We start from the raw sequence: 20,946 nt of genomic DNA, 5'->3' as shown, positions 1-20,946 counted from the left end.
TGCTGCAATCGGGATTATCGCTATGGATGAAGAAACAGATGGTATTCCGCTGAACAGGCCAGCGCCCCGAGAGGTCGATGCAATTGACCGAAAGATATTAGGCGTTCTCGTCGATGACGCCACGGTCAGCTACGCCGAACTGGGCGATCGGGTTGGCCTTTCACCGCCTGCCGCGCATGAACGGGTCAAGCGGCTTCGGCGCAGCGGCGCCATTCGTGGCACCGCTGTTATCATCGACCCCAAGGCGGTGAAGAAGCCCCTGCTTGCCTTCGTGCATATCGACACCAGGGGCTGGGGCAAGACCCCGGAGTTGATGGCGGTTTCGCAGTATCCGGAAGTCGAGGAAATCCACACCGTTGCCGGCGATACCTGCATGCTGCTGAAGGTCCGCACGGAAGATACGCGGGCACTCGAAGGACTTTTGGCACGTCTCTACGAGACGCCGGGTGTCACCTCGACGCGCAGCTACGTGGTTCTCTCAACCTATCTTGAACGGCCTGTGCAGCCCGGCATCACCGAGAAATGGCCGACGCCCAAGCACATGGCCGAGCCGCTGTATTAAATCGGCGGGAGCGAGCAGGTGACATGCTGGCGCTATGCCCGTTCGGGGAACATCGCCTTCAGGCCCTCGCGCGAGGCCTTGGCGATGCCGCGTTCGGTGATCAAGCCGGTCACCAGCCGCGCCGGCGTCACGTCGAAGGCCGGGTTCGCCGCAGGCGTCGCTTCGGGCGAGATGCGCACCTGCGCGATCTCGCCGCTGGCGGTCTTGCCCCACACCAGCGACACCTCGTCAGCCGAGCGTTGCTCGATCGGGATCTCTTTCAGCCCGTCATGCACCGTCCAGTCGATGGTGGGCGACGGCAGCGCGACATAGAACGGCACGTCATTGTCGGCGGCGGCGAGCGCCTTGAGATAGGTGCCGATCTTGTTGCAGACATCGCCATCGGCTGTGGTGCGGTCGGTGCCGACGATCACCATGTCGATTTCGCCGCGCTGCATCAGATGGCCGCCGGCATTGTCGACGATCAGCGTGTGCGGCACGCCATGGCCGGCCATCTCCCAGGCGGTCAACTGGGCGCCCTGGTTGCGCGGGCGTGTTTCATCGACATAGACGTGGACCGGGATGCCCGCTTCCGCTGCCAGGTAGATTGGCGACGTGGCCGTGCCGTAATCGACGGTCGCCAGCCAGCCGGCGTTGCAGTGGGTCAGAATATTGACGGTTTCGCCCGGCTGTTTGCGCGCGGCGATCGCCTTGATGATGGCAAGGCCGTTCTCGCCGATGGCGCGGTTGAGCTCGACATCCTCGTTGGCGATCTCACCGGCGCGCCTATAGGCGGCCGCGGCGCGTTGTTCCGTTGGCAGTGGGCGGAGGAAACGGCGCATCTCATCCAGCGCCCAGCGCAAATTGATCGCGGTCGGGCGCGTCTCGTGCAGCGTCTCCCAGACGGCATCGAGCGCTGCATCGGACGGATCATCCGCCATCTGCATGGCGACGCCATAGGCGGCGGTTACGCCGATCAGCGGCGCGCCGCGCACCCACATGTCGCGGATTGCGGTGGCAATGCCGGCGACGGTGCCGATTGTCTCGATGCGGAAATCATGCGGCAGCCAGCGCTGGTCGATAATATCAACCGAACGTCCGTCATCGCTCAGCCAGATGGTGCGATAGTGGCGGTCGCCGACGTTCAAAGGCTGCTCTCCCGTTCTATCAGCGCGGCCAGATTGTTGACCTCGTCGATGCTGTGTATCTGGCGCCGGTTGACGGCGATGTGACGGCCGAATTTGAGCGCCTTGGCCTCGCAAGAGGCACGCAGATCCTCGTCGGCAATGGTCTCGAAATCGGCATTGTGAGCGAGGCCGAGGATGCGCCGGTGCACCTCGATGCCGGCAAAACCGAGCAGATCGGTCCAGATCTGATGCAGCACATGATCGAGCGCCTGCTCGGCACCCAGTCTGTCGCCCTGATCCTCGAACAGGCTTTTTTGGTAGAGCATCCCTGTCCGCTCAGTGCGCCACATCAGCGAGAACTCGGCGCGAAACACCGACCACGTCTCGTTCGTCACCTCGAGCAGATAGGCGCGCATGGCGTCGCGCTTGCCGTTCTCCTCGTGGCCACGCTGCGAGAAGAAGGACATCCAGAAATTGGCGAGCAGCATGCCGACATCGAAGGCCATCGGACCGTAGAAGGCGAACTCCGGATCGATCATCCGGGTCGCCGTGTCTGTGACCATGATCGAGCCGGAATGCAGGTCGCCATGCAGCAGCGTTTCGGCATTGGCGGCGAAGATGTGCTTCAGCCGTTGCGCCTCGACCTTGAGGTCGCGATCAGCACGCAATTCGGCAACCAGGCCGTCAAGCTGCGGCGACGTATGCCGGTTCAGCTTGGCGTCGAAATAGGGGTCGGAAAACACCAGATCCTCGGTGATTCCGCAGAGGTCGACATTGTCGGCGAACAGCGCCAGATCGGCCTTGCGGTCCTTGGTCGGCATATGCAAATCGGAGCCGCGAAACAGCGTGCGGGCCATGAACAGGCCGATATCCCGGGCAATGTTGGGCAACTGGCGCCCATCGATCAGGGCGCGCCTCAAAATGATGTGTGGCGGCGCCAGATACTCCATGATGATCAGCGCCTGGCCTTCATCGAAATAATAGATCGCCGGCACGGAGCCGGGTGCGCGCGCCTCTTGCCTGGTCAGCGCGTGATATTCGAAGAAGGAGCGCTTCAGCGGCAATGGCCAGCTGTCGCCGACCAGTCGGACATAGGGCAGGGCCTGCTTGACCACGGCCGCACCGCTGGCGCCCTCGACGATGAACACCAGATTGAGATTGCCATCGCCGACCTCACGGACCTTCCAGGTGCTCGTGTCCTGGCCGATCTTGGCGCACAGCGGCTCATTCGTGGAGAGGCGTGTTGCAAGCGTCTCCACCGACAGTGCTTCGAACGGCAATTTCTGAGTCATCATCATCCTCTCGCATATGCGCTCCGAACATAACGGAGGCATGGCGGCGTGGCCAAGCTAGGAAGCGATCTGGCAATTGTCAATCGTGTTGACAATTGCCGATATTGACCATAGCGTCTCGGTCAGGGAGGAATGCATGGTCGGCAATGCCGTGTTCCGCGTAGAGGGACTGAGGAAATCCTTTGGCCGCAACGAGGTGCTTGGGGGCGTCTCGCTGGACCTCCATGCCGGCGAAGTGACCGTGCTGATGGGCGCCAACGGTGCCGGCAAATCCACCCTCGTCAAGATCATCAGCGGCGTCTACGAACGCGGCGGCGGCACCATGACGCTGGCCGGCCAGGATTTCGCGCCGAACACACCGGCGGAAGCGATCCGCGCGGGCGTCGTCACCGTGCACCAGAACATCAATGACGGGGTCGTCGCCGACCTCGACGTCGCCACCAATCTGACCTTGGACAGGTTGAGCGGCAAGGGCGCACCGACCCTGTTCAATCCAGTCCGCGTGCGCCGTGAGGCCAAGGCGGTTGCCGACCGCATGGGGCTGACCATCGATCTCAGGGCGCGCGTCAGCGATCTGTCGCTGGCCGATCGCCAGATGGTGGCGATCGCGCGGGCGCTGGCGCACCAGCCGAAAGTGCTGATCCTAGACGAGCCGACCTCCTCGCTCTCCAGCGCCGAGGCCGACCGGCTGTTTGCGCTGGTTGACAGGCTGCGCGAGCAGGGCGTGGCGATCCTCTATATCTCGCATCGCATGTCGGATATCAGGCGGCTTGCCGACCGCATCGTCTCGATGCGCGACGGCGTCATTTCGGGCGTCTTCGACACCAAGCCGCTCGACTATGAAGGTGCGGTCAACGCCATGCTCGGCCGCAAGATCCATCTTGACCAGATCGTTGCCAGGGACTCAGTCAAGGCGGTCCTGACCGTGGAAGGCCTGCGCATCGCACACGGTGCCAGGCCGATCTCGCTGACACTCGGCGATGGCGAGGTTGTTGCCATCACCGGTCTCGTCGGCGTCGGCAAGACAGCACTTGCCGAGACGCTGTTTGGCGTCCGCAAGCCGTTCGCCGGTACAATGACGATGAACGGCAAGCCCTATGTGCCGCGCTCGGCCGGCGATGCGATCGCGGCCGGTGTATTCCTCGTCGCCAAGGATCGCGCCACCAGCGGCATCGTCGGCGACTTCAACATCGAGCGTAATGTCAGCTTGCCGTTCCTCAAGCGGATGTCGAATCTGAGCGTGCTCAAGCGCCGCCTCGAACGCGCCACCGCGCGCCGGCAGATCGAGGAACTCAGCATCGTCTGCCGCTCCGAGAAGGACGAGATGTCGGCACTGTCGGGCGGCAACCAGCAGAAGGTGATGGTTGCCCGCTGGATGGCGCAGGACGCAAAATTGTTCATTCTCGACGAGCCGTTTCAGGGCGTCGACATTTCGGCCCGGCGCGACATCGCCACCAAGCTCAGGGCAAGCGCCCATGGCCGCGCGACGCTCCTGTTCGTCACCGAACTCGACGAGGCGCTGGAGACGGCCGACCGCATCCTGGTCATGTCGGAGCACACAATCGTCGGTGAACACCGCAATGCCGATGTCGATCTCGACCGCCTGCTGGCCGAGGTTGCCGGTGGCCCGTTGCACAGCGCGGCCTGAGCGTGGCGGCGGGTAGAATTGGAATGGAGTGAGCATGGGTTCGAGTTGGGTAAAGTGGGCAGCGGCGCCGGGGTGCGCTGAATGACGCTGCGCGACCACGCCATCCGCTATGGCTTCATCGTCCTGTTGTTCGGGCTGGTCGCCTATTTCGCGATTGCCGCGGACGGCTTCGTCTCGCCGCAAAGTGCCGTCTTCATCTTCCAGTCGGTCGCCATCACCGGCGTGCTGGCGCTCGGCGTCACAGCCACGCTGGTCGTCGGCGGCTTTGACTTGTCGATCGGCTCGGTCGCCACATCGGCCATGATGGCGGCTTCTTATGTCATGGTGGTGCTGGAACAGAACGCGGTCGTCGCGGTCGTCGCCTGTCTGCTCATCGGCGCCATTGTCGGCCTGATCAATGGCTGGCTGATCGTCTATATGCGCGTGCCAGATCTGCTGGCGACGCTCGGCATGATGTTCCTGCTCGTCGGCCTGCAGCGCATCCCGACCGAAGGCCGATCGATCGCCACCGGCATGACCATGCCCGACGGCTCGGTCGCCAACGGCAAATTCTCAGACGCCTTCCTGGCGCTCGGTCGCCACCGCTTCGACTTCTTCATCCCGAACCTCATTCCGGTGTCGGTGGTCGTGCTGCTCGTTCTGGCCGTGCTGATCTGGTTCTTCCTGGAATACACTCGCTTCGGCCGCATGATGTACGCCGTCGGCTCCAACGAGCGCGCCGCCGAACTCGCCGGTGCACCTGTCAAGGCATACAAGATCTGGGCCTACGTCATTTCAGGCGTCTTTGCCTCGATCGGCGGCATTCTGCTTGCTGCGCGGCTTGGGCGTGGCGACATCGCTTCGGGCAACAATCTGCTGCTCGATGCTGTTGCCGCAGCTCTCATCGGCTACGCGGTGCTTGGCGCCGCCAAGCCGAACGCCTTTGGCACCGCCATAGGCGCGCTGTTCGTCGGCATCTTGCTGCAAGGCCTGACGATGATGAACGCGCCTTACTACACGCAGGATTTCGTCAAGGGCGTGGTTCTGGTCGTCGCCCTTGTCTTCACCTTTGCCCTTTCGGGCAGGGGCAAGAGATAATTTCGGCCGGGCAGGGTTTTCGAATTCAACAAGAGTGGAGGAAACAAAGTGACGATTACAAGAAGACTTCTGGGGAAAGTCGCGCTCGGACTGGCCGGCGCAACCATGCTGATGCAATTCCCGGCGCTGGCCGCGGACAAGCCGGCCCCGTTCGACAAGCCCGGCGTCAAGATCGCGCTGGTGCGCTATCTCTCGACCGGTGACTTCTTCCAGGCCTATCTCTCAGGCGTCGAGGCGCAGTCGAAGGCGCTTGGCATCGACCTGCGCGTGCTCGATAGCCGCCAGGACGCGGCCCTTCAGTCCGACATGGTCGACCAGGCCATCGCGCTTGGCGTGCAAGGCATCATCATCCAGCACGGCCTGACGGAATCGATGAAGGACGCCGCCCAACGCGCGGTCGATGCCGGCATCAAGGTGGTGGCCTTTGACGTCAATGTCGAAAACCCCAAGATCCCGCAGATCGAACAGTCGGACAAAGACCTTGCCCATCTGGCGCTCGAGCAGGCGGTCAAGGACAATGGCGAGACCTGGAATGCCGGCTATGTCTATGTCGCCGGCATCGCGCCGCTCGACCGCCGCAATGAAACCTGGGTCGACGTCAAGAAGAAGTATGCGGGCATCAAGGAAGTCGCGATGTTCGGCACGCTCGACAACCCGATCGCCAACTCCGTAGCCAACCAGGCGCGTTCGGTGTTGACTGCCCATCCCGACATCAACGTGATGTTCGCCCCCTATGACGAATTCGCCAAGGGCGTGAAGATCGCCGTCGACGAGGCCAGCCTGAACAAGAAGATCAAGATCTATTCGGCCGACATCTCGACATCCGACATCGCCGCGATGCGTGAGCCCGACAGCGCCTGGGCGGCGACCGCTGCAACCAACCCGGCCGTCGTCGGCCAAGTCTCGGTGCGCGCGCTGGCGCAACTGCTCGCCGGTGAAGACCCCGGCCACAACGTCATTGTGCCGCCGACGCTGATCACCCAGAAGGAGCTGATCGACAAGGACATCAAGAACATGGAAGACCTGTCGGCCAAGCTGCCGCAGTTCGCCCATGCCGATGTCGCCATGCCGGCCTGGATGCCGAACCCGAACGCGAAGTAAGGTTCGTCGCGACACAAACGAAAAGGGCGGCCTGCGAGCCGCCCTTTTTGTTGTCGGCCTGGATGCCTACCGCAGCGCCGCCGCGATGTTGCCGCCGTCGACCGTCGTCACATCGGCCGTCGTCCGTTCGGCAAGCGCGTGATGCAGGAAGGCCTGCGCCACGTCCTGAGCCGTCACTTCCTGGCCGAGCAGGTTGCCGGACATGTATTCCTTCTCCGACACGCCGCGCGCGCCCGAGCGGCTGGCGATCATGGCATCGGTCAAGAGGCCCGAGCGGATACGGTCGGCGTTGACGGCGTTGGAACGGATGCCATGGGCGCCGTAGTCGAGCGCGTATTGCCTGGACAGGAACAAAGTCGCTGCCTTCGGCACGCCGTAGGCGCCGAATTTCGGGCCCGGATTGACGGCTTGCTTGGAGGTGTTGAACAACAAGACGCCACCAGTGCCCTGTTCCAGCATGATGCGCACGGCGTTCTGCGCCACCGACTGGTGGGCGAAGAAGTTGAGTTCGAAACTCTTGCGCAGCAGCGCGTCGTCGAGTTCGCCGATGCGGCCTTCCCAGGCGGCACCGGCATTGGAGACGAGGATGTCGACGCCGCCAAACACGGCAACCGCTTTGTCGAAGGCGGCCCGTACTTGCGCGGGATCGGTGATGTCGGCGCCGACGCCGATCGAATTGTTGCCCGCCTTCTTGGCGGTATCAGCGGCTTTCTCGGCATCGAGATCGACGACGACGGCATGGGCGCCATTGTCGGCGAACAGTTTTGCCGTCGCCGCCCCGATCGCGCCGGCGCCACCGGTGATCAGCACCACCTGGCCGGTCAGTGGCTTGGGCTTGTTGGAGGCAAGCTTGGCCTGTTCCAGCGACCAGTATTCGAGCGGGAACAAATCGGCCTTGGACAGCGGGTGGAAATGGCCGACGGCTTCCGCGCCGCGCACCGCCTCGATCCACATCTCGCCGACATCCGACGCAATCTTGGCATCCTTCAGCGTGCGGCCGTGGCCAAACATGCCGAGGCCCGGCACCAGCGTCAGTCTCGGCATCGGGTCGAGCATGGTGCGCTTGACGTCATCGAGCGCGTCATTGGTCTCGAAATAGGCGCGATAATCGTCGACGAAGGCATCGACATGGCTCTTGATCACGGCCTTGTAGTCGCCGGCCTTGTCGGCGTCGGGCGCCGGCACCGCCATCGGCCCGGTCTTGATGCGGATCGACAGATCGGGTGTCGAGACGCCGCGTCCGGCATAGTCGGCGATCTTGGACGAGTTGATGAAATCGACGATCGCATCCGAGGTGCGGAAGTCGGAGATCATGCGGTCGAAGCGGCCTTCGCCGCGTGCCACCGCGACAGCGCCGCGCAGCATCGGCGCGATGGACGCCGGTGTCGCGAGCCTTACCGGCAGCGCCGCCCTTGCCGCCTGAGGCTTGGCGTGCTTGGCCACATAATCCTCGGCGACATTCACATAGTGGATCATCCGGTCGTAGGCCTGTTTGGCGTCGTCGCCGAAGGTGAAGATGCCGTGCTTGTCGAGGATCAAGCCTTCGACCGTCGGGTCGGCATCAAACACGTCGGCCGCCGCCTTGGCGAGGTCGAAACCAGGCATGATGTAAGGCACGTAGCCCATCTTGCTGCCGAACACCGTCTTCACCAGCGGCTTCGAGTCTTCCTGGTCGACGATAGCCAGGATGGCGGTCGAATGGGTGTGGTCGACGAATTTGTGCGGCAAGAAGGCGTGCAGCAGCGTTTCCACCGAAGGATTGGGCGAGGACGGGTCGATGAGGTTTGCCCGCTGCAGTGCCACCATGTCCTCGTCGGCGAGCTTGTCCAGCGCACGTGCCTTGAGCAGGGCGCCCATCTTGACCGCCGGCAGGCCCTGCGGCTCGATGACGGCCATGTCCCAGCCGCTGCCCTTGACGCACAGTACGTCCCATTCGTCACCGACAAGGTCGGTCGCCTTGATCTTGCAGGAGGTGTTGCCGCCGCCATGCAGGACCAGCTGCGGCACACCACCCAGCAGCCGCGTCGTGTAGACGCGCAGCGCGAGGTCGCGGCCGACGCCCTTCTTCGCATAGTCGGCAACGAGTTTCTCGGCCGCGTCGTCATCCCACAAATTCTTCATGTTCGCTTCGTCCAGTTGCTGTCTTGGGTGGTGAAACAGGAATGCCGCGACGCCTTGATGACAATGCGCCGGCGAAGGGTTGCTTTTCAGGGTGCTTTTTGGGGCGCCGCTCCGGCATGATTGAGCAGCCGCTGCGCCATATGCGCGCCGACCACCAGATGCGTGCAAAGTCCCCCAGTGAGTGCGGCGAGCAGCGGTTCGAACTTGCTGTCCTCCTGCACCACCATCAGGCGCCTGGCGATGGCGCGCAGCGAGGCAAGTTCGGCGGAGATCACCCGCCTGTTGTAGCCGCAGTCGAGCACCTTGCCTTCAGCATCGATGATCTGACCGGCAATGACGCCTGCGGCACCTCGGCTGCGCAGCTCCGCCATTTCGCCTGATGTCAGCGCGCCGCATTTGACCAGATGGCTGTCGGCGTCAACCGCGCCGACCGAATAGAGCGCCAGATCGCAGTCCCTGATACCCGACAGCTGCTCGCGGATCACTGGCTCGGCCCGCAGCGCGCGTGCCAGCTCTTCCGTCGACAGCACCAGCGGTGCGTAGAAATTGAGGCCCTTGGCGTTGAGCCGGCGCGCGATTTCCATCGTGCACTGGTCGGGCCGGTAGGAATAAGGCGCGCCGAGATTGCCGCAAAGCTGCACCACCGTGACATCCTGCAGGTCGGCATAGGACATGATGTCGGCGATGGTGTAGACGGTGCGGCCCCAGGCGACACCGATGCGATCGCCCTTCTTGACCAGTTCGAGGAAGACGCTTGCCGCCAGCACCGCGATGTCCGTCGACGGGTCCGGGATATGGCTGTTTTCCGGCGCGATCCAGACCGCGTCGAGGCCCAGTGCATCCTCGAGCTTGCGCGCCATCACGTCGTCGGTGAACAGCTGGGTCGAGGTCGAGATATTGACGATGCCGGTCTCGCGCGCCTTGCGCAGATACATGGCCACCGAGGCGCGGGAAATGTTAAGCTGGCTCGCCACCTGGTCCTGCCGCAGACCGTGCGCATAATAGAGCCAGGCGGCCTTGTGGATGATTTGTTCTGCCGGTCGGATCGCCATGCCGTCTCCTCGGCTGACATTAGTCACGGCTCTCGACAAAAGTCAAATTGAGTGGGGCAGTGCAAACATCTTTCGCTTGTTGATCGGGATCAAGGCGAAGCCGGCTGTGGTGTCGACAGGCTTCCCATAGAAGAATGGTGACGTGGCTAGGAGCCTGTGATTAGAAGTCTCCGACCAGGAAGCAAGGGGAGGCGGGATGGGCAATCCATACGAACAGGATCTCGACAGGAACGCGGCCAATTATCAGCCACTGACGCCGCTCACCTATCTGGAGCGTGCGGCAAGAACCTATCCCAGCCATATCGCCATCATCCACGGCAACCAGCGTATCTCCTATCGCGATTTCTGGCGCCGCTCGTTGAAGCTCGCCTCGGCACTCCACAAGCGCGGCATCGCCAAGGGCGACACGGTCACCGTCATGCTGTCCAACACCCCGCCAATGCTGGAAGCGCATTTCGGCGTGCCGATGACCAAGGCCGTGCTGCACTCGCTCAACACCCGCCTCGACGCCGCGGTCATTGCCTTCCAGCTCGATCATGCCGAGACCAAGGTGCTGATCGCCGACCGCGAATTCTCCGGCGTCGTCCAGCAAGCTCTGGAACTGGCCAAGGTCAAGCCGCTAGTCATCGATTATGACGATCCCGACTATGCGGCCGACGCGCCCTATCCGAAGGGCGAGCGCATCGGCGCAGTCGACTACGAGGATTTTGTCGCCAGTGGTGATGCGGATTTCGCCTGGTCGATGCCAGACGACGAATGGGACGCCATCTCGCTCAACTACACCTCCGGCACGACAGGCAATCCGAAGGGTGTTGTCTACCACCACCGCGGTGCCGCCCTGATGGCCTACACCAACACCATTCACGCCGGGATGGCTAAGCACGCTGTCTATCTCTGGACGCTGCCGATGTTCCACTGCAACGGCTGGTGCTTCCCTTGGACGCTCGCCGTCCAAGCCGGCACCCATGTCTGCCTGCGCTGGGTGCGGCCAAAGCCGATCTACGATGCAATCGCCGATCACGGCGTCACCCATCTCTGTGGCGCGCCGGTCGTCATGTCGGTGCTGATCAACGCGAAGGACGAAGACAAGCGCACGTTCGCGCAGACCGTGACCTTCAACACCGCGGCCGCGCCGCCGCCCGAAGCCGTGCTGTCGGGCATGGCCGATGCTGGCTTTGCCGTCACCCATCTCTATGGCCTGACCGAGACTTATGGCCCGGCCGTGGTTAACGAATGGCACGGCGAATGGGACGGTCTCGAAAAAGGCGAGCGTAGCGCCAAGAAGGCGAGGCAGGGCGTGCGCTACGCCGCGCTCGAAGGGCTTACCGTGATGGACCCCGAGACAATGATCGAAACGCCGGCCGACGGCGAAACCATCGGCGAGGTCATGTTTCGCGGCAACATCGTAATGAAAGGCTATTTGAAGAACCGCAAGGCGAGCGACGAAGCCTTCGCCGGCGGCTGGTTCCATTCCGGCGATCTCGGCGTCATGCATCCCGACGGCTACATCCAGCTCAAGGACCGCTCCAAGGACATCATCATCTCGGGTGGCGAGAACATTTCCTCGATCGAGGTCGAGGATGCGCTCTACAAGCACCCGGCTGTGGCGTCATGCGGTGTGGTTGCCCGCGCGGATGACAAATGGGGCGAGGTGCCCGTAGCCTATGTCGAGCTGAAGCCCGGCAAGGCCGCGAGCGAGGCCGAGATCATCGAGCACTGCCGCGCGCTGCTTGCCCGCTTCAAAGTGCCGAAAGCGGTGATTTTCGCGGAGATACCGAAGACCTCGACGGGCAAGATCCAGAAGTTCCGGCTGCGGGAAATGGCCAAGGTAGCTTAGCGCACCGTCATTCTTGCTATGGCCTCGACAATTTGTCGCGGACCTTCGTGACTTCGTCATCCTAGGTTGGAGCAGTCGCGAAGCGACGTCGCGGAAACCCTAGGATCCATGCCGTGACTCGGCGGCCGTGCTCCGGCGGTCGGGAATGGCTCCCTCGCTGACGGTGTAAACTATTGATCCGTCATACTCTTTAGCGGGCGTCCCGGCATGGATCCTAGGGCCTGCGCCGCTTCGCTTCGCTCCTTGCTTCGCTCAGGGATGACGAACTCTTGAGAGGCGCGCCGCCAATCGCGAGCGCCGGTTGTCATACCCGCTCACTGTCACCATCTGTCACTAACTTGTACGCGTACGTCGATTTCGTGTTGACATCCCGCTCTCTTCAATTTACGACTGACGAAAATTGAAATTCGTCACTTGTCAAACGAAAGAGCCATGTCCGAAGCCGCCAACATAGTCGCCGACGCCGCCAGGCAGGAGAATGTGACGCGCATTCTCGATTGCGCCGAGCGCCTGTTCCGGCACTATGGCTACGGCAAGACCAATGTCGCCGACATCGCCCGCGAACTCGGCATGTCGCCGGCCAACATCTACCGTTTCTTCGCCTCGAAGGTCGAAATCCACCAGGCCGTCTGCGGCCGGATGCTCGGCGCCAGCTACAAGATGGCCTACGAGATCATGCACCTGCCGCTCAGTGCCGAGGAGCGGCTTCGTCGCTACATTCACGCCCAATACAAGATGACGCTGGAGACCATGCTCGACGAGCAGAAGGTCCATGAGATGGTCATCGTCGCGCTCGAGCGCGACTGGGGCGTCATCGACAAGCACGTCGACAGCATCCACGATCTGTTCGCGGAGGTGATCCGCGACGGCATCGAGGCCGGCGAGTTCATGCAGCAGGATCCGGTGGTTGCGTCGCGCTGCTTCGGCGCCGCCACGGTCATCCTTTGCCACCCGCAAATGGTGGCGCAGTGCCTTGCCAAGACCAACCGGGCGATGCCCGACGACCTTATCGATTATGCGATCAAGGCCCTGAAGAAATAGCCGCCGCCCGCCGGGCGCCGGTCGACAGTTCATCTCCAGTTCGGGAGTGCCAAGGTGTCTTTGTCCCATTCCATCATCCGCCGGTTGCCGGTCGCGGGCTTGATCGTAGCGGCGCTAGCTCTTGCCGGCTGCAGCCAGGAGAAAGCCGAAGTCAAGGATATCATCCGCCCGGTCAAGGTCGTCGAGATCGCCCAGGCGCATGACACCCGCACGCTGTCCTATTCGGGATCGGTGCGCGCCCGCACTGAAAGTGCTCTCGCTTTCCGCGTCAACGGCAAGATCACCGAACGCCTCGTCGACATCGGTCAGCATGTCGTGCCGGGCGATGTGCTCGCCCGCATCGATCCCACCGACTATGACCTCTCGGTCAAGAGTGCTCGGGCCACGCTCGATGCGGCCGAACGGCAGGTCGAGACAACAGAGCTTGCCCGCAAGCGCGCTGAGCAGCTTTTCGCCAAGAACTTTTCACCGAAATCGCAGCTCGAGCAGGCGACGCTGACCTATGACCAGGCGGTCGCCACCCGCGACTCCGCCCGTTCGTCGCTCGACCAGGCCAAGAACCAGGTCGGCTATACCGACCTCAAGGCCGACAGGGACGGCATCGTCACGGCTGTCAACGCCGATGTCGGCCAGGTGGTTGGCTCCGGCTCGCCGGTGGTCACTGTCGCGGTCGACGGCGAAAAGGAAGTGCTGATCGCGGTGCCTGAAATGGAAATCGCCGAATTCAAGCCGGGCAAATCAGTCAAGGCCGGTTTCTGGTCCGACAACACGCTGGCGCTCGACGGCAAGGTCCGCGAGGTCGCCGGCAGCGCCGATACGCAGTCGCGTACCTTCGCCGTTCGTGTCAGCCTGCCCAACGACCCGCGCGTGCTGCTCGGCATGACCGCCAACATCGAGGCCTCGGCCGCCAACGAAAAGCAACTCGTATCGATCCCGCTGAGTGCATTGGCGAAGCAAGACAGCCAGTCGATCGTCTGGACCGTCGATCGTGGCGCCGACACCGTTCATGCCCGCCCGGTCAAGGTCGCCGAGTTCGCCGCCGATGGCGTGCGCGTCGCCGAAGGGTTGAAGCCAGGCGATATCGTCGTCGCCGCCGGCACGCAGTTCATGACCGAGAATCTGAAGGTGAAGCTCGCTGGCGGCGTGGCGCAACAGTCCGCTTCCGCCGAGGGCGAAGACGCCAGCCGGTTGCGCTGACGACAGACAGGTCGGCCGCGCGTTCCCGCGGCCGCAGGTTTCCGGGCGGCGTGCGCCCGAAGGTCGAGACGTCAAGGCCGATGTCCCCCCGCATCGATCCGCGCGTCCGACCGCGATGAGTGTCTCTCTGCTCGAAGAGTCACGCCGCCCGGAAGCCAGTTCGAACGCAGATGATTTCGTTTCGCGCGCCGCGCTTCTTCGAAGCAACAGGCGCCGGCAACCAAGCAAAGTGGACGAGTAGCGATGACCAATTCCACTGAAGAAAAGCGGCCCTTCAACCTGTCGCGTTGGGCCATCGGCCATCCCTCAATCGCGCGCTTCCTGTTCGGGCTGATCATCATCGCCGGTGCGCTCGGCCTGATGCGCATGGGCCAGAAGGAAGACCCCGACTTCACCTTCCGGGTCATGGTCGTGCAGGCGATCTGGCCGGGCTCCTCGATCCAGGAGATGGAAGACCAGGTCGTCAACAAGATCGAGCGCAAGCTGCAGGAAACGCCGCATCTCGACTTCGTGCGCTCCTTCACCCGCGCCGGCAGCGCCATCATTACCGTGCAGATCAAGGGCGACACCAACGCCGCCGAGGTAAACGACGCCTTCTATCAGGTGCGCAAGAAGGTCGGCGATATCCAGGGCGACCTGCCGCAGGGCCTGCTTGGCCCATACTTCAACGACGAGTTCGGCGACACCTTCATCACGCTGCATTCGATCAGCGGCGACGGGTTTTCCTATCCCGAGCTGAAGAAGTTCGCCATCCAGGCGCGCGACATGCTGTTGACGACACCGGGCGTCGAGAAGGCGGTCATCATCGGCGATCAGCCGGAAAAGCTCTACATCGACGTTTCGTCCAAGGCGCTTGCCGAACGCGGCCTGACGCTGACCGACCTGCAGAACGCGATCAAGGGCCAGAACAATGTCGACCCGGCCGGTTCCGTCGACACCGGCGTCAATTCGGTGCGCATCTCCGTTGAAGGCGACGTCACCAAGGCTGCCGACATCCGCGAGCTGCGCCTGCGCGCCGGCGGTCAGGTTACCCGGCTCGGCGATATCGCCACCGTGACGTCGGGGCTCGAAGATCCCTTCCAGCGCAAATACCGCTTCAACGGTCATGAAAGCGTGCAGCTCGGTGTCGTTATGGCCAAGGGCTTCAAGGTCACCGATGTCGGCAAGGACGTCGAGGCGACCTACAAGCGCTTCGAGGAGGCGCTGCCCTATGGCGTGTCGGTCGACCAGATTTCCGATCAGCCAGGCGTCGTCACGGATGCGGTGGCCGAATTCATGCATGCTCTGGGCGAAGCGCTGCTGATCGTGCTTGTCGTCTCGTTCCTGTCGATCGGATGGCGTTCGGGTCTGGTCATCGCCATTGCCATTCCGCTGGTTCTGGCCGCCACCTTCGCCATCATGTACGAACTCGGCATCGACCTGCAGCGCATCTCGCTGGGCGCCCTGATCATCGCGCTTGGCCTGCTCGTCGACGACGCCATGATCGTCGTCGAAATGATGGAGCGCAAGCTGGAGGAGGGGCTGGTCAAGATCGAGGCCGCGAGCTTCGCCTATTCCTCTACGGCTTTCCCGATGCTGACCGGTACGCTGATCACCACCGCCGGTTTCATCCCGGTCGGCTTCGCCGCCTCGACGGCGGGCGAATATGTGCGCACCCTGTTCTATGTCGTCGGCATCGCGCTGATCGTGTCGTGGTTTGTCGCGGTCTATTTCACGCCGTGGCTGGGCTATATGATCCTCAAGCAGCGCAAGCATGCCGGCACCCATCACGATGCCTTCGACACCCGTTTCTACCGCCGGCTGCGCGCCACGGTCGGCTGGGCCGTGCGCCACCGCATCATCGTGCTGGTGATGACGCTGGTGACTTTCGGCACCAGCCTGTGGGCATTCCAGTTCATTCCGCAGAACTTCTTCCCGCAATCGTCGCGGCCGGAAATCCTCGTCGACCTCTGGCTGCCGGAAGGCACCAGCATCAAGGAGGTCGAGGTGCAGGCCAAGGCGCTCGAAGCCAAGATGATGGACGACAAGGACAAGCGCTTCATCGCCACCTATATCGGCGAGGGCGCGCCGCGCTTCTTCCTGCCGCTCGACCAGCAACTCGCCAACCCGAACTTCGCTCAGATGCTGGTGATGGCCAATGACGAGCCGGCGCGTGAGCGGCTGATCGTCAAGCTGCGCACGGTGCTGGCCGAGGATTTCCCCTCGATCCGTGGCAAGGTCGACCGCCTGTTCCTTGGTCCGCCGACCGGCTGGCCGGTGCAGATGCGCGTCATGGGTCCGGATCGCCAGGAAGTGCGCCGCATCGCTGACCAGGTAAAGGCGAAGTTCCGTGAGGATCCGCTGCTGGGCGCCGTCCATGACGATTGGCTCGAGCCCGTGCCGGCGATGAAGCTGGTCATCGACCAGGATCGCGCCCGTGCGCTCGGCGTCACCTCGCAGCGCATCCGCCAGATGCTGCAGGCAACCATGTCCGGCGCGCCGCTCGACGACTTCCGCGACGGCGAGGAGACGGTGTCCATCGTTGCCCGCGAGCCGGATGCGAGCCGCAGCCTGCTGTCCTCGGTCGACTCGGTCTATATCCCGACCGATTTCGGCGGCTTCGTGCCGTTATCGCAGGTGGCCAAGGTGGTCCCGGTGCTGGAGCAAGGCATCGAGTGGCGCCGCAACCGCTTGCCGACCATTAGTGTGCGGGCAACGCTGCCCGACGGCGTGCAGTCCAACGACGTCGTCACCAAGATGTACAAGGACATGCAGGGCCTGCGTGATGGCCTGGCGCCCGGCTACAAGATCGAGATCCAGGGCGGTGCCGAGGATTCGGCCGAAAGCCAGGCGTCGATCGCCGCCAAGGCGCCGATCATGTTGGCCATCATCGTCGTGCTCTTGATGATCCAGCTGCAGAACTTCGGCAAGGCGATGCTGGTGCTGGCCACCGGTCCGCTCGGCATCATCGGTGCCGCCGCGGCTCTGCTGATCAGCGGCGCCCCGTTCGGCTTTGTCGCCATCCTCGGCGTCATCGCGCTGCTCGGCATCATCATGCGCAACTCGATCATCCTGGTCGACCAGATCGACCAGGACATCGCCAGAGGCATGGAACGCTCGGAGGCCATCATCGGCTCGGCTGTACGCCGTTTCCGGCCGATCGTGCTGACGGCGATGACGGCGGTGCTGGCGCTGATCCCGATCTCGCGCGCCGTGTTCTGGGGGCCGCTCGCCTATGCCATGATGGGCGGCATCATGGTCGCCACCGTGCTGACCATTCTGGTGCTGCCGGCAGGCTACGCCCTGTTCTTTGGCCGCGAGCCGAAGAAGGTGGAAAAGAGCGAGCAGGCGCCCGAAACAGAGCTGCCCGCCGAGCGGCCGCAACTGGCCCTGGCCGCGGAATAGAACGGCTGCATCGCATCATCCGCCGTCGGCAATGGCGGATGATGCGGCATGACGGACCAGCCGTCATGATGAAAATGCTCCCCAGCACCGATTCTGCAAAACAGAATTCCTTCCCAGGGCCGCAAAGCGGTACCATCCTGCACGACAACTAGAGCGGCAACGCTCGTCCTCATCAGGGTGTCTCCCCATGGCAGAAAAACGGCAATTGCGGCTCGGCGCCTTCATGCGCCCGGTCAGTCTCCACACCGGCGCCTGGCGCTATCCCGGCGCCTATCCCGACGCCAACTTCAACTTCGCGCATCTGAAGCGCTTCGCCCAGACACTGGAGGCGGCGAAGTTCGATGCCTTCTTCATGGCCGACCATCTGGCCGTGCTCAACATGCCGATCGAAGCGCTGCGGCGCAGCCACACAGTGACCTCGTTCGAGCCGTTCACGCTGCTGTCGGCGCTGGCCGCCGTCACCGACCACATCGGGCTGGTCGCCACCGCGTCGACCACCTTCGATGCGCCCTATCACATCGCCCGCCGCTTCGCGTCGCTCGACCATATCAGCGGCGGCCGCGCCGGCTGGAACATCGTCACCACGTCCAATCCGGATGCCGCACTGAACTTCGGGTTGGACGAGCATGTCGAACATGACGAGCGCTATCGCCGGGCGCGGGAATTCTACGATGTCGTGACCGGCCTGTGGGACAGTTTTGCCGACGATGCCTTCATCCGCGATGCCGAAAGCGGGCTCTATTTCGATCCCGCCAAATTGCATGTGCTGGACCACAAGGGCGAGTATCTCTCGGTGCGGGGGCCGCTCAACATAGCGCGCCCGGTGCAAGGCTGGCCGGTCATTGTCCAAGCCGGCGCATCAGAGGCAGGACGGCAACTGGCGGCCGAGACGGCGGAGGTTATTTTCGCCGCCCATGGCGATCTTGCCTCGGGTCAGCGCTTCTTTGCCGACGTCAAAAGCAGGGCACAAAAACTCGGCCGCTCACGCGACGACATCAAGATCCTGCCCGGCGCTTTCGTCATCGTTGGCGACAGTATTGAGGAAGCGCGAGCCAAGCGGGCGAAGCTCGACAGCCTGGTCTACTACGAGAGCGGCATTGCCTCGCTATCGATCGCTCTTGGACATGACGCATCGGCCTTTGATCCAGACGCCGCTTTGCCTGACATACCGGAGACCAATGCCTCGAAGAGCAGCCGCGAGCGCGTCATTGAGCTGGCCCGGAACGAAAACCTGACCGTGCGCCAGCTTGCCCAGCGGCTGGGCGGCTATTCCGGCCTCGCCTTTGTCGGCACGCCGCAAACCATTGCCGACGAGATGGAGGAATGGCTGGTCGCGGAAGGGTCAGACGGCTTCAACATCATGTTTCCCTATCTGCCCGCCGGGCTGGATGACTTCGCCGAGAAGGTCGTGCCCGAGTTGCAGCGGCGAGGACTTTTCCGGCGCGAGTATGAGGGCACAACGTTGCGTGAGAACCTCGGTCTGAAACGGCCGCCGAACCGGTTTTTCGAAGGCGCGGAAGAGGCCGTCCGCAAGACCGGCTGAGACTCACCGTGAAAAGAAATGGGCGCGCCGAGGCGCGCCCATTTCTTTTGCTCTTAGTCGTCAGATGACGAAGAACCAGTTGGCGAGCAGCATGACCGCCACCCCGGCGACGAGCGTCAGGTAAGGCAGCATCCCCGCTTTCTTGACCGCGAGGTCAGCACCCGTCATGCCGAGATCGGCCAGCATGTGATCAGGGAATTTGCCCTTGTCCTGGACGTAATGCCGATAGCAGAACACCGGGATGATCAAGGCCGCGGTGATCAGTCCGGCCCACAGCGCCATCGGGTTCCAGACCTTGGCGCCGGCGCCCATGAAGATCGCGTTGACATAGGCGAAGATCGCCCCGATCCCCAAGAGCCAGCTCGGTGCCTTCCAGGGCCGCGCGATATGGCCGTTGTCGATGCGGTGGATCCAGCCGGCATTGAGGTTGAGGAAGTTGAAGATGATGTAGCCGCAGTTCGACACGGCGAGGATGAAGAAGAAGCTCGTCGCGTCGGCCGAGGCGATGGCCAGAACGACCAGGTTGAAGCAGAGGTCGGTCCACATGGCCCGCGTCGGCGCGCCATGCTCATTGACGTGGCTGAGATAGCGCGGCAGCCAGCCGTCGACCGAGCCCTGGTAGAGCGTGCGCGAGGAGCCGGCCATTGCCGTCATGATGCACAGCACCAGGGCCAGGATCATCAGCATCACCAGCAGGCTGTGGATCAGTGCCCCGCCGCCGACCATCCCGGCCAGCGCATCGGCGACGCCGGAACCATCGACGATCGGTGTCGCCAGCATGCCGTTGAGGCCGAGTACGCCCTGGAAGGTGAAGGGCACCAGGATGAACAGCAGCATGCAGAGCAGGCCGGAATAGAAGATCGCCTTGAAGGTGTCGGTGCCCGGGTTCTTGAACTCGGAGGTGTAGCAGACCGCCGTCTCGAAGCCGTAGGTCGACCAGGCGGCGATGAACATGCCGCCGAGCACCAGCGTCCAGCCGGCGATGTTCCAGGTGCCGGGGTCCGGGGCATAGGCGGTGGCCAGCGGCACCAGCGGCGAGAAGTTGGCCCAGTTGATCTGCCCGGTGAAGATCGGCACGACGCCGACGATCAGCATCGGGATGATGACCAGCAGGCCGATATATTTCTGCACATTGGCTGTGCCGAGGATGCCGCGATGCTGGATCGAGAAGATGATCAGCATTAGCACCGCGCCGATGAAGAAGGTCGCGTTGAACGTGAAGGAAACCGGACCCAGCGTGTGGCTGTAAAGCGTCCAGTTACGGATCGCCGGCGTTGCGGCGGCGGTCACCGCCGTGATCGCGTCCGCGGGCGCCGTTCCGGCATGCGCCGCGATATAGGCAACGACCTCCGCCGAAGTTGCTGTGAACAGCGGCACCGGCGCCAGCGCGTTGAGGATATAGGCGGCGGCGATCGAGCAGCCGAGCGACAGCACCGGCGACCAGGCGAACCAGTTGCACCACACCGAGAGCGGCGCGATGAACTTGGAGTAGCGTAGCCAGGCGGTGGCGCCGTAGATCGAGGCCCCCCCGGACTTGTTCGGGAACAGGCCGGCAATCTCGGCATAGGTGAAGGATTGCAGGAAACCCATGACCATGGACACCGTCCAGATCAGGAAGGCCAGTGTCCCGGTCGTGCCGGCGATGCCGCCGATCGAGAACAGGACCAGCGCCGGAACGCCGCTTGCCACCCAGAAGGCGCCGCGCCAGTCGATATGCCTGAGCAGCTTGCTTTCGGCAGGCTGCTCCAGGGCCGTGCTTATGGTGCTCATGTCAGTGACTTCCCCTTTTGTAAGTGTTCCCCGCCGGCGATGCCTCGGCTTTGCGAAGCTTGCTCCCCGGCCAATGATCACAACCGCTGTGTTTCCACTCAGTCGTATTTTTTTCTTAAGAGTGAAGATTGATCCGGCGCGCTTTCACGTCAAGCGTTTTGTGAAACCGTGCACATCACGCTTGCGCGCGCGGCCACCGATGCGCCCAGCGGGAT

The 20,946-nt window shown here is 63.1% G+C and carries 14 protein-coding genes; 9 read left to right on the top strand and 5 right to left on the bottom strand.

What is annotated here, in order from left to right; all coding sequences use genetic code 11:
* Positions 1 to 22: 22 nt before the first annotated feature.
* Positions 23 to 562, top strand: coding sequence for an Lrp/AsnC family transcriptional regulator (locus EB235_RS28405; protein ID WP_027034082.1), 540 nt, complete (start codon positions 23 to 25; stop codon positions 560 to 562).
* Between the two features lie 32 nt (positions 563 to 594).
* Here EB235_RS28405 and mtnA read toward each other — a convergent pair whose 3' ends face one another.
* The gene (gene mtnA, locus EB235_RS28400; protein ID WP_027034083.1) at positions 595 to 1,689 is read right to left on the bottom strand and encodes an S-methyl-5-thioribose-1-phosphate isomerase; all 1,095 of its coding nucleotides are present in this window, start codon (positions 1,687 to 1,689) and stop codon (positions 595 to 597) included.
* Positions 1,686 to 2,960: an S-methyl-5-thioribose kinase gene (mtnK, locus tag EB235_RS28395; protein WP_027034084.1), complete on the bottom strand. Its 1,275-nt coding sequence runs from the start codon at positions 2,958 to 2,960 to the stop codon at positions 1,686 to 1,688. The genes mtnA and mtnK overlap by 4 nt, the downstream gene beginning before the upstream one ends.
* A 136-nt stretch (positions 2,961 to 3,096) precedes the next feature.
* Between mtnK and EB235_RS28390 the strand changes: the two genes are divergently transcribed.
* The 3 genes from EB235_RS28390 to EB235_RS28380 all read left to right on the top strand — a co-directional run bounded on the left by EB235_RS28390 (position 3,097) and on the right by EB235_RS28380 (position 6,786).
* Positions 3,097 to 4,608, top strand: coding sequence for a sugar ABC transporter ATP-binding protein (locus EB235_RS28390; protein ID WP_027034085.1), 1,512 nt, complete (start codon positions 3,097 to 3,099; stop codon positions 4,606 to 4,608).
* Between the two features lie 81 nt (positions 4,609 to 4,689).
* The gene (locus EB235_RS28385) at positions 4,690 to 5,685 is read left to right on the top strand and encodes an ABC transporter permease (protein ID WP_027034086.1); all 996 of its coding nucleotides are present in this window, start codon (positions 4,690 to 4,692) and stop codon (positions 5,683 to 5,685) included.
* A 48-nt stretch (positions 5,686 to 5,733) separates the two neighbouring features.
* On the top strand, positions 5,734 to 6,786 hold the full coding sequence (locus EB235_RS28380; RefSeq protein WP_027034087.1) for a substrate-binding domain-containing protein: 1,053 nt from the start codon (positions 5,734 to 5,736) through the stop codon (positions 6,784 to 6,786).
* Positions 6,787 to 6,852: 66 nt separating this feature from the next.
* Here the strand turns inward: EB235_RS28380 and EB235_RS28375 are convergent, their stop codons facing one another.
* Both EB235_RS28375 and EB235_RS28370 read right to left on the bottom strand, forming a co-directional pair.
* Positions 6,853 to 8,907: a bifunctional aldolase/short-chain dehydrogenase gene (locus tag EB235_RS28375; protein WP_027034088.1), complete on the bottom strand. Its 2,055-nt coding sequence runs from the start codon at positions 8,905 to 8,907 to the stop codon at positions 6,853 to 6,855.
* Positions 8,908 to 8,993: 86 nt separating this feature from the next.
* The gene (locus tag EB235_RS28370; RefSeq protein WP_027034089.1) at positions 8,994 to 9,959 is read right to left on the bottom strand and encodes a sugar-binding transcriptional regulator; all 966 of its coding nucleotides are present in this window, start codon (positions 9,957 to 9,959) and stop codon (positions 8,994 to 8,996) included.
* 196 nt (positions 9,960 to 10,155) lie between these two features.
* Here EB235_RS28370 and EB235_RS28365 point away from each other — a divergent pair, with 196 nt between their 5' ends.
* From EB235_RS28365 to EB235_RS28345, 5 genes are all read left to right on the top strand, one after another.
* Positions 10,156 to 11,796, top strand: a complete 1,641-nt coding sequence (locus tag EB235_RS28365; protein WP_027034090.1) for an acyl-CoA synthetase — start codon at positions 10,156 to 10,158, stop codon at positions 11,794 to 11,796.
* A gap of 432 nt (positions 11,797 to 12,228) precedes the next feature.
* On the top strand, positions 12,229 to 12,837 hold the full coding sequence (locus EB235_RS28360; RefSeq protein WP_027034091.1) for a TetR family transcriptional regulator: 609 nt from the start codon (positions 12,229 to 12,231) through the stop codon (positions 12,835 to 12,837).
* Between the two features lie 54 nt (positions 12,838 to 12,891).
* Positions 12,892 to 14,034, top strand: coding sequence for an efflux RND transporter periplasmic adaptor subunit (locus EB235_RS28355; RefSeq protein ID WP_027034092.1), 1,143 nt, complete (start codon positions 12,892 to 12,894; stop codon positions 14,032 to 14,034).
* A 243-nt stretch (positions 14,035 to 14,277) separates the two neighbouring features.
* Entirely contained in the window at positions 14,278 to 17,418 is a 3,141-nt protein-coding gene (locus EB235_RS28350) for an efflux RND transporter permease subunit (protein WP_027034093.1), read from the top strand.
* Positions 17,419 to 17,605: 187 nt separating this feature from the next.
* Positions 17,606 to 18,961, top strand: coding sequence for an LLM class flavin-dependent oxidoreductase (locus EB235_RS28345; protein WP_027034094.1), 1,356 nt, complete (start codon positions 17,606 to 17,608; stop codon positions 18,959 to 18,961).
* A gap of 60 nt (positions 18,962 to 19,021) precedes the next feature.
* On the opposite strand, the gene EB235_RS28340 is transcribed toward EB235_RS28345, so the two are convergent.
* Complete coding sequence (locus EB235_RS28340; RefSeq protein ID WP_027034095.1) at positions 19,022 to 20,731, bottom strand: APC family permease; 1,710 nt, start codon at positions 20,729 to 20,731, stop codon at positions 19,022 to 19,024.
* Positions 20,732 to 20,946: the final 215 nt, after the last annotated feature.

This window comes from Mesorhizobium loti R88b (genome assembly GCF_013170845.1).
GTDB lineage: Bacteria > Pseudomonadota > Alphaproteobacteria > Rhizobiales > Rhizobiaceae > Mesorhizobium > Mesorhizobium loti_B.
The sequence above is the reverse complement of the archived record's forward strand: the minus strand, read 5'-3'. Positions and strand labels throughout refer to the sequence as shown.